Below are 11,165 nucleotides of genomic sequence, written 5' to 3' on the forward strand. Positions count from 1 at the left end.
TCTGCTTGGCTGATGGCTCGCTCGGGTTCCTGAGTAAAGGGCTTATTACCAAAAAACTCCAACCACGGCTTGCGAACCTCGTCTTTGCTGGTTTCTCTGTATTTTTTTAGGTCTTATTTGTAATGTTTTTTCAATAGCGACTCAAACTCAGCGACGCTCATACCCAGCTGATGGCTGGCAACCTCGGAAGTCAGAAGTCCTTGGCGAACCATATCCAGAAAGGCAAAAAGTTTTCCACGTTCAAGTCCACGCTCTAAACCTTTTTCGATGCCTTGTTCAATCCCCTCAGCTCGACCACGTTCAAGCCCTTCTGCACGACCTCTCTCCAACCCTTTTTCTTCAGCTTGTTCCAAGGCATAGTCCTGCGCTAGCAAGGCTTGTTCTTCGCGTCTGCGTTGTTCACTAAACATCTCCCTGTCCTCCTCGGACCAGCTCTTGTAGTCCAGCAGTTGATCTGCTTGGCTGATGGCTCGCTCGGGTTCCTGAGTAAAGGGCTTATTACCAAAAAACTCCAACCACGGCTTGCGAACCTCGTCTTTGCTGGTTTCTCTGTATTTTTTTAGTTCCAAGAACGCCATCTTAACCAGATGATTTTCTTGTCCATTATTGGTGATGGTTAAAACCTCACCTGTCGTATCCTCGCGCATACTAAAACTATGAAAAGCTAGGTCATCTGAAAAGTAATTGCTGTCCACAATTGCGATAGCGTATACTGGTGCAATGTGTTTGTAACTCTGGTGGGTGTCACCTTCACGTTGGCGAATTTTTTCTAGGTTTTGATTGACCTGACTACACAAATAAGCCCACAGGCGATTGATGAAAAAATTCTGATGATGGACTTGAATCTCAATGATTACTTGAGTGCCATTATCTAGTTCAGCTAAAACATCTATACTGGTATAGAAATCCTGTGCCGAGTACGGCAGGGAAGGCAAGACGTGAATGTTGCTTCCCTCCAAAATGGTCACATTTTTGGCTGGCAAGTCCAGCATATCGCGAATAAACTGACAAGTGATTTCTGGGTTGCTGAAAATTTTCTTAGCAACCAAGTCATTAGTTGGGCTAATGCCCGGATGACGTAATGTCATATTTCTTCTCCTTTCATTATAGCACATTTTTAAATCTAGGTTTACTAGATTCACTGCTACTATCTATTTATTCGGAAAAGAAATGAGTTGTTAAGATATTTTATCTCGTTTCAACTAAAATATGAGCTTGATCAATCAGCTGTCCATCAACAGTCAGATTCAGATAGAAATCCAAGGTCTTATCGGCAGCAAAATACAGGGTTGGTATGGTCAAATCTTTTTTGCTTTCCCCAGCTTGGAATTGAAGGACTTGAATCTCGTCCTGATAGACGACACCATGGACACCTGTCCCCGGTTGAATCGAAATCTTAGCTTCCAAAGGAGTACTACTTTCGCTACGTTCAATCCTAAAATGAAGAGTCTCTCCCTTTGCCACAGCTAGGCTTTTTTCTGCAAATGCTAATCCCTGAACAACTTCTTTTTTTGATAAGCTAGGAGTTTTATAGAGGGAAATCTTGGTCAGTACAGGTAAATCCTGTGTCTCTGTAATCATCACGCGCACCTTCTGTGCCTCTACTATCGGCCCTCGCAAGAGGCGCTTATGACCAACTGTGAAGCCCCTGCCAAATTCCTGCCAGACACCATCCACCTCTACTTGCACATGAAAAGCAGCGATTCGTTGCCCTAGCTTCAAATCTTCTCTTAACTCAATTACATCAAAAGTTTTAGGAGATCCTAGGTCTAGTTCTAACTGGATTGGCAAGCCTACGTCGCTTGCCCAAGAGCTGGTCTCAAGACCATCTGTCAGATGGTGACAAGCAAAGTCTGCGGAAAGAGCTGGACCAGATACCCCAGCTCCCAAAGCCAAATCTTCTTTATAGAGCTCATTGCGATAGGCCGCAAATTCATAGAGGCGTTCAATATCCTTTGCATCAAAGAGCCCAGCTTGATTCGGCGGAATATTAAGCAAGAGTGGAGTTCCTCGCCCTACTGAGTGAAAATAGATTTCGACCAACTCCTCGAGAGACTTAGGATCCTGATCCTCATGGTAAAACCAGCCCGGACGGATGGAAACATCTGCCTCTCCGATTGAAAAAATCGTGCCCGAGGGATCCCCGTGCTGAAGATAGTTCAGCTCTGCTTCTGTTCCTAGCTTATCAGGATTCACCTTTTGCCATAGGGGATCACCTGCATACCCTCTTTCATTGCCAATCCAGCGGATACTGGTGCCTTCTGTTGAAAAAATCAAGCAGTCGCCCTGCAGGTCACGAATGGTTTCAAACCATTTTTCAAATTCATAACTGACCTTTTGCGCGCCCTCTCCTCTGGCTCCATCCATCCAGACCTCAGCAAATTTCCCTCCATTTCCATAGGCAGGATTTGATAAAATCTCCTTCAGCTGTGCCAGATAATAGGCATTATAGTCCGCTTCTCGGTCCACATGATAGAGGGGACTATGGGCATCCCACGGTGATAGGTAGACCCCCATATCCATATCAAACTCTGTGGCAGCTTGGGATACTTCAAGAAGCAAGTCTCCCTTTCCTCTCCTCCAAGGACTGACCTTAACCGAATAATCTGTGTGAGCTGTCGGATAGAGGACAAAGCCATCGTGGTGCTTGACCACCAAAATCAACTTCTTGAAGCCCGTTTCCTTGAGTACACAAACCCACTCACGCGCGTCTAACTGTGTCGGGTTAAAGTGTTCAGGATCCTCCTGACCTGTCCCCCATTCCTGGTCATAAAAGGTATTAGGCCCAAAATGGATAAAGGCTGCTAGTTCATCCTCTAAATACGCTAACTGGGCCTGACTAGGCAAGGGGCCATGCGGTTTTATTGCTCTTACCATACTACTTCCTATCTACATTTTTCTTTACTTTTTTGGCATACACTTGCAATTCTGTTAAGGCTAGGGGGCTTGCCAAGTTTTCAAATCGAAGACGAAGGGCATAGGTTTCCACCTTGTCAAATTCAAAACGAAGCTCCTCATCCTTGTCACTTGACACTTTTCGGATAGCTGATACAGGGCGCCAATTCTCCTCTTGTTTGAGCAGAGAATCCTTGTCCAAATGATTTGGAGTCCGAGGCAAGCTAGGCTCATTCCCTACATAATAATCGATATGGGTAGGATCCACCGCCACGTAGTCTTGATTTTCGACATAATACAAGGTCACATTATCCACAAATCGCGGTTTTAAAATCCCTGCATCTCCAAAAAGAATGCCGACATTGGCTTGCTCTGACTTGGCAATCCAAGTATTGGCTGTCGATTTCTTCCGAGAAATGACCTTGTCATTGAGGTAAGAGACTGGGTGATTAGGCTCTGAGTGGGAAGCAAATACCAGAGGCAGGTTGGATCCTGTCCACTGATTGGAAATGACTTCCCCATCTACACTGGCATCTGTCACATGAATGGTGACTGTTGCTGGCAACTCACAGCCCGCTACTTGTCCTGTAAGAATACATTCTCCTACCTGAGCATAGACTTGAGGATCGAGTTCATCCCAAGTCACCTTGGCCGTATCTCGTCTGCCATCTGATAAGACTAGCTTAACTCGGTCTGGTAGGTGTGGGGCTTCCTTGACAAGCGTCCAAATCCTTTCAGTCTCAATAGCGCAAATCCCTTGGACACAAATCTGAGCAGAAGCCTTTAAATCCAGCCCTTCCAGCTGACCAGATACCATAAACTCATGAAAGCTTGCCATATCTTCTTCGGAGATTGCCTCCCAAACAACCTTGACTCGTTTTGCACCGCCAGACTCATAGTCCACCAAAACTGAAGATGGAAGATGTGGATAAGTCCCCTTAGCTGTATACAAGCGAAGTGGTCGTACAAAAACTGCCTGCCCTAGTGAGGTATTTTCTGCCACCTGCAAATGAGTTTGATAGGTCTTTCCTTGATAAATAGCACTGATAACCAAGTCGCCTGCAGACAAGCAATGAAGCACTCCCTGCTTGATAATGGCGTGGGCACTACCACTCGTCTCCCAAATCACTTCACTATTCCCCACCTTGTTCACAAGGTTATCCACAGTTTGTGGATAAAGTCCAATAGCTGGGGAATCCCCTTCTTGTAATCCTGCCTGCTTGTCCACTCGAATCTCAAATAAGCGCTGATTTTTCACTGACTGGCAAGCCAAATCCTCTCCCACTAAGAGATCGAAACTTGCCGGCTCTAGCCCTCTGGCACTGGCCTTTACTCTCACTTGACCTACCCGCTCCAAGCTCTGAACTAAGAGGACACCTCTGCCATGAAAGGCTTTCCGCTTAAACCGACCATTTTTCTGGGCTTGGTAACGTTCACGACTGGCCTGCCTACCATTATCCACACCTACAATAAGAGCAGGGCCTTCAATTTCAAAATGAAGCTGATTGGAAGCAGTCGGCACCCAATTTCCATCCTTGTCCAATACATCAAAATAGAGATAGAGGAGGTCTTGCCCATCTGGCTCCAGTTTTGTCTTCTCAGCATGTAGCCCGATTTTGGCTGGCTTACCTGCAGTCACCACCCTATCTTCTGCCACAAGCTGACCTTGACGGTCATAGGCCACAGCACGCAATTCTCCCGGTTGATAAGCCAATCGCCATTCTAGATAGAGCTGGTCAGAACCTTGTCCCTCCTGGTATCTTCGACCGTCTGAAGTCCATTTTTCCTGAAAGGTCTTCCTACCTTGGGATTTTCCATTGAGAAATAGCTCTACAGAACGGGCATTTGAATACACTCGAACAGGGATATCCCCATACTTATCCACAACTTGTTGATAACTCTTGTGGATTTCCCAATTCCAATGGGGTAGGATATGAACCATGGGATACTGATCTAGGTCCAACCACTGACTTTGATAGAAATAATAGTCATTTTTAGGAATCCCTGCCGTATCCACAAGCCCAAAATAGGAACTCTTTACAGGCATGTCATTTTGATTGTGCCAAGGAGTGGGCTCACCAATATAATCCACTCCTGTCCAGATAAACTGACCCGCATAGTCTAGCCGATTTCTATCTGCTATCCAAGAAGCCGTCGCTGTCTTCCCCCAAGGAACTCGATCATTGCCATAGTCTGACTGTTCAAAATTCCGCACGCGGCGATTATCCCCAACCCATTCCTTATCTGGGCGAAAATAGCTGTCACGCGTCCTTGTAGCCGATGAGGTTTCAGATCCATAAAGTCGCCACTTAGGATGTCTTTTGCGAATCCCATCAATATTGTCTTCCGAGTAATTCAAGCCTACCACATCCAGCAAATCGGCTATCTTTTCATGGCCTCCAGACCCATCTCCAAAGCGAAACTCGTCCATTCCCATGGTCACAAAACGGCTCTCATCCACTTCCTTGACCCTTTCTAGCAAGCGTTTGATAGTCTTCAATGAATGAGCATCTCCATTTGCTTCGCTGACTTCATTTCCCAAGGACCACATAAAAATCGCTGGATTGTTCTTGCCACGCTCAATCATGGTGCGCAAATCGTAATCTGACCAGAAATCGCCTGCTTTCGCTTCTGGATGAGTCGCTTCTTCCTCAAAAAAGCGACCATAGTCATATTCTTTCTTGCCTCCATACCAGGTATCAAAAGCTTCTTCTTGGATGAGTAGCCCCATTTTGGCAGCTAGAGCGAGTAAAATGCTACTGGCTGGATTATGGGTAATTCGAATAGCATTGACGCCCATTTCCTTCATCTGGCGCAAGCGTCTCTCAGCAGCTGACCTGTTTTCCACAGCTCCCAGCGCTCCGTAGTCATGGTGCAAACAAACCCCATGAATCTTCAACCAGCGACCATTTAGAAAGAAGCCCTTATCCACTTGCCAATCCATATAGCGGTAACCAAAGGTCTCCTCTTCTTCATCAACCAAAATGCCATCTTTGTAAAGGCGAGTCTTCAATTGGTAAAGGTAAGGATGGTCAATATCCCAAAGCAAAGGTTGGAAAATTGATATGGCTTGTTGGAAAGAATATTTGTCCCCAGACTCAATCACCAGAGAGTCTGTCGCCTGCCAGTCTGAAACCTGTTGTCCATCATACCAGATACTCTGCTCCAAATACACCGACACAGACTGAGAGCCATCATTTGAAACCTTACTTGTAAGCTGAGTCTCCACCCATCTATCTCTTTGTTCCTTGAGCTTGGGACTTTCTATCTTAATCCCATACAAATCCAGATGCACCGAATCTGTCATCAACAATTTTACTTCCCGGTAAATACCGCTACCAGAGTACCAACGACTGCTAGGTTGCTGATTTTCCACAAAAACCGCAAGCTGGTTGGCTGTCCCATCGTTTCTTAGATAAGGGGTGATATCATAAGAAAAGGGTGTATAGCCATTGGGATAATAGCCCAGCACTTGCCCGTTGATATAGACTTGGGCATTCATGTAAACCCCATCAAAGAGCAAACGCACCGAAACAAGACTGACATCTTCTTCCAAGTAAAACTGTGTCCGGTACCAAGCTTGACCACCATTTAGCTGCCCACCCTCATTTTGCGCTGGAGAATACTGATCAAAATCATTGTAAATACTCCAGTCATGTGGTACTTGAATCGACTGCCAATTTTCCCTCTGAAAATCCGGCGCCAAGGCCTCTTCTTTCCCCACCTCTTGACTAAAAAACCAGTGATTTCGTAAAACTTCTTCTCTTCTCATACAAGCATTCCTCGTTAAACAAGTCTATTGACTTGACTATAGCACAAAACAAAAGCGCTTTCAAGACTTCCTCCATCACTCCCTAAATCCTCAGAAAAGATTCTATAATTTGTGGAAAAGTCTGAAAATCACTCCATGTTCATATAAACTGTCATTTTCAAGAAACAAGGTCAAACCTTACAAGAGCGCAAAAAACACCTCTCTGAATGTTCATTCCAGAGAGATGTCCCTTTTGTCTTAACTATTGTAAATCGACTGTCTAAAGTCATCTGAATCTTTGAGATAAGCTTTATAAATCGCTTTTTTCAGTTTTTGAACTGGAGTTTCAATAAACATAAATTTCTGAGCTGTTGTGTTTCCTGCTTTTATTTGAGCAAGTTCCTCTTTAACAGCTTTATTCATAAGCTCTTGTAATTTTTCTTTACTATCAATCACTTCTTCTTTTCCGTTGTAATTTATAGTAATTGGTGTTAACTTACCTAATTTCTCAACACGCTCATTTATTTGCTCTTTTTTGAACTCAGCATATGTTTTTCCTAGAATTTTATCAAAAATATATTTATCTGATAACGGTACTCCCTCTGCTTCAGCTTCTTCTTTAAACTGATTTGATACATAAGGAACAAATCCTTCATAGTAGCCCAAAGCAGCCATCAATTCAAAGGCTTGTTTTCTAAAGGTGATGTCCCCACTCATACCAGAGTCATTTTGACTAACACCATAAATGGTATCAAACATATCAACGGTATAGTAACCATTTGGTGCAATTTTACCTTTATCCTTAAAGCCAGCAATGATATAACGATTGACCAGGATATGATTGTCAATTAAACTATCAATATCTGTCAAGTTTTTGGCATCTTCTAAGGTCAGTGCTTGAATCTCCTCACTCTTATGAGTTGCTGGAATTACTGTATTACGATAATCTATCCATCTTCTAAATGGTGAACTAATCGGAACTATTTTCTTGAAATATTTAGTTTTTTCTTCATCAGTTAGATTTTTCGTTGCCTCAGCTTCTAGATAATCTAGAGTATAAAGGACATCAAAACTTCCCTTCATGTAAGATTGCAAATCTTCTGCCGTTTTAAATCGATCAGGTGTCTTATTGTAAAATCCATCCTTATCACTCTCATCATATACAAAGTTGAGATTGAAATAAGTATCCTTTTCTGGATTATAGGAGTTTTCAAAAATACCACGCGCATAAAACTCTGCGGCTGTACCATCTCGACGACCGTGATTATTAAACAAGACCGTTCTATCTAGTAAGTGCGTCATTTCATGAGAATAAGTCGCTGAACCTCTATCATCCAGAACTCTATCTATAAAGTAACGGACACCTAATCCATTAGCCTCAGCTCCCACCTTACTTACTGGAGAATAGTAATTCATAGGAGTCATAAACTGGTCGACCCCCTTATCAGCTCCACTACCAGTAGCTGGTGACCAAGTGCTATCAATCTGGGCATTCGGATTACTTGTATATTTCTTCATCGTATCAATAATCAAGCGATTTGTCAGCAACTTATCACGATTTTCTGGTTTTGTTATACGATAAAGAGTATCGACATAGTTGGCTTGTTGTACAGCCGCCTTTTCAATTAAAGACTTGACTCTAGCAAGCTCAGCCTGGTACTTAGTTGGATTAGACTGGGCGAGAGAAGTATCTATATAGGAACCAATATTACCGTAAGTAATCGTCGCCATATTACTAATCACATAAACATTTGGTTCTTTCACATTCAAAAGTCCCAAAATAGCAGCCATATTAGCCTCTTGTTTACGAGGATCCTTTTCCCCAGCTGTCAACTTGCTATACAGCCCGACATGCGCTGAAGGATTTTCCTTAGATGGTTTTTCAACAATCATAGCTTGGCTAGATTTTTTAAGCCAGGTATCCGCATCATCTGACGTAAAGAGTTGGCGATTGCTGTCTAAAAATTCCTTCAAGCTAGCCTTACCTGTAATGGTAGATAAATACTTTGTAAATGTTTGAGGACTATTGGTCAATTTCATCTCTTCATAAGACATGGATCCTAATTTTTTCAAACTATCCAAGGCTGTCATTGTCTTATTACCAAATGAGCTTGGATTAAAGGCCAGAATATCACGAATATTCGTGTCCCCAAATTGAATATTATAAAAACGATTGATATAAGACAGTCCCAACAAAATCTGCTCTTTGTATTGCTCCAGCTCTTGTTTGACCTTGCTGCGATTTTCAGGGGTATCTCCTATAATTCCTAATGTATGCGAGGCAATCTTTTTGAAACTTGACTCAGCTTGCCTCTTCGTCTGATCAAAGCTTTCTTGGATTGACAGTTTTTGAAGATACTCTATGCGCAACATATCTTTGACCTCTTGGTCAGTGATATTTGGGTGTGTTTTTCTGAGCGCAATTCTCCTTGTTATAATATCTCGAGGATCATAGGTAGGCTCTAACTGTGCTTTTAGTTTACTGTCATGTAAGAAGTCTACTGACCTCGCGCTTGTGGTCAGAGCAGACACATCCACAGCATCTTCTCTCTCACTATTTGTTGGAAGGATGTGTGGTTTATCCTCCTGACTACCAACTAAAACAACTCTCGGTTTCATTGGTTTTGTTATTTGACTCACTTCTCGAGGATTAACCAATTCACCAGTTTGTTCATTGATAGCGTAGGTTCTGGTCAGTGTATTCTCACCAACTTCTCCTTCAGAGGCTACCTTTTCCATCTTTTTAGCAAGAGAAGAATCCTCTCTTCGTTCCTCAGTAACAGCAATCGGTTGTATTACTTTTTCCACATTACCAACTTGAATCACTTTATCGACTGCTGGATTTACTTGTCTAGTGGTGTCAGATACCGTCACCTGACCTGTTGCCTGGTCTAGTTGATAAGTCGTCCTAGTTTCCACCGAACCATCACGCCCTGCAACCGCTACTTCCTCTTTTCTGAACTCCAAAGCAGGATTCACCTGGTAGATCATTTTATGAGATAGGACAGTGGTTTCAACACTCGGTTTAGTTCCAACTTCTACAACTTGATCAACTTTGTTGGCTACTATTTTGACAGTTTTACTCTCAGAAATATTGCCACTTGCTTGATCTTTGGTATAGGTAGTAGTAACTTGTTCTTGTCCCTCAACACCCGAAATTTTTACTCTTGTAACGCCGTGGTCTAGCGCTTCATTCTTTTCATAAATGGTTTCATAAGGAACAGCTTTGGTCTCTACTTTGGTCTGAGGAATTTGAGTGTCTTCTTTAGTACCAACCAAGATTACTTTTTGTCGCATAGCTTTAGTTATTTCAGTTTTCTCAATTGGATTTGTTAACTCTCCTGTCTCCGGATTAACTTCATAAGTTTTAGTGACGGTTGTTTCCCCTTGCTCACCTGCATCTTCAACCTCTTCTTTTCCTTTTGGAAGTTCAGGGTTATCTTTTCTCAACTCGGTGATTTCTATAGGTGACACGATCTTTTCTACATTTCCAACTTTTACTATTTTGTCTTTAGCTGGAGTGTTTTCTGTTGTAGTTTCTTCTGAGATAGCTCCTGTTTCTTGATTTACTGTGTATGTTGTAGTTGATACTGAGCTACCATTCTCCCCTGGTGTTTCTTCTTGTTGCACATTGTAACTTAAATCTGACGATGCTTTATAAATTGTCTTAAAAGGAATTTCTTGTGATTGAACTGTTGGTTTTGTTCCTACTGCCGTTATTTTCGCTTGCATTGCTTTGGCTACTTTTGTTGAAACTTCTGGATCAGTTAATTCTCCTGTCGTCGAATTTACTTTATAAACACTTATAGTCGTTGTTTCTTCATCTTGACCTTGTTCTCTAACTACTTTAACCCCTTTATCAAGTGACTCATCCGCGATAAACTGTTCACGTCTTTTGGTTGTTGATCTTGTTTCTTCTACATTTCCAACCTTAACAACTCTATCTACTGGATGTTTTTCTATTTTTGTTGAAGTGTTTTCTACTATTTTCCCAGTACTTTCATCAAAACTGTAAGAAGTAGTTGTCACTTCCTTACCATTTTCGCCTGCTACTTCTACTCGTTGCTCTTTGTAATTTAAGGCTGGTGAAGCTTTATATGTTGTTTTATATTCCAATACTTTTTCTTTCGTTACTGGACTTGGGACAGTTGGTTGCTCTTGTGAATCTGACTGTTCTTGGGGAGATAAGGGTTCAGGCTGAACAGCTGATTCTGGTTCGTTTCCTTGACTTGGGTTGACCTCTGGAGATGGAGCCGTTTGTTCTGGTTGTTCTGGTTGTTTTTGGGGTTCTTGTGGGGCAGACTCACCAACATCCTTTACCCCCTCAACTGGATTCTCCAGCTGGTTCTCCTCACCCTTTTGTTCCGCAGGAGATTGATCTTCTTCGCGTCCTGATTCCATGGCTGGGGTTGCTGGTTCAGAATCTTTGGTCTCAGCAGTTGCTTTAGATGGATGATTAGACTCAGTACCTTGTGGGGCAAGAGTTTGATTCTCCTCGCCCCCTGATTCCATGGCTGGG

At 42.8% G+C, this 11,165-nt stretch carries 4 protein-coding genes; all 4 read right to left on the reverse strand.

Annotation, left to right across the window (positions count from 1 at the left end; genetic code table 11):
- Positions 1 to 113: 113 nt before the first annotated feature.
- The gene (locus HT729_RS09200) at positions 114 to 1,088 is read right to left on the reverse strand and encodes an Rpn family recombination-promoting nuclease/putative transposase (protein WP_000175246.1); all 975 of its coding nucleotides are present in this window, start codon (positions 1,086 to 1,088) and stop codon (positions 114 to 116) included.
- Between the two features lie 100 nt (positions 1,089 to 1,188).
- Positions 1,189 to 2,877 (reverse strand): alpha-L-fucosidase, encoded by a 1,689-nt coding sequence (locus tag HT729_RS09205; RefSeq protein WP_000251022.1) that lies wholly within the window; start codon positions 2,875 to 2,877, stop codon positions 1,189 to 1,191.
- A gap of 1 nt (position 2,878) precedes the next feature.
- Positions 2,879 to 6,667 (reverse strand): sugar-binding domain-containing protein, encoded by a 3,789-nt coding sequence (locus tag HT729_RS09210; protein WP_050141993.1) that lies wholly within the window; start codon positions 6,665 to 6,667, stop codon positions 2,879 to 2,881.
- Positions 6,668 to 6,904: 237 nt separating this feature from the next.
- A partial coding sequence (locus HT729_RS09215; protein ID WP_240164437.1) for a ZmpA/ZmpB/ZmpC family metallo-endopeptidase occupies positions 6,905 to 11,165 on the reverse strand: 4,261 nt, incomplete at its 5' end.

Source organism: Streptococcus sp. 79 (assembly GCF_013277425.1).
GTDB lineage: Bacteria > Bacillota > Bacilli > Lactobacillales > Streptococcaceae > Streptococcus > Streptococcus pseudopneumoniae.

What these genes read in the sequence shown, in the direction of transcription:
- HT729_RS09200 (WP_000175246.1), bottom strand. Translation starts at nt 1,088, where the DNA reads ATGACATTACGTCATCCGGGCATTAGCCCAACTAATGACTTGGTTGCT.
- HT729_RS09205 (WP_000251022.1), bottom strand. Translation starts at nt 2,877, where the DNA reads ATGGTAAGAGCAATAAAACCGCATGGCCCCTTGCCTAGTCAGGCCCAG.
- HT729_RS09210 (WP_050141993.1), bottom strand. Translation starts at nt 6,667, where the DNA reads ATGAGAAGAGAAGAAGTTTTACGAAATCACTGGTTTTTTAGTCAAGAG.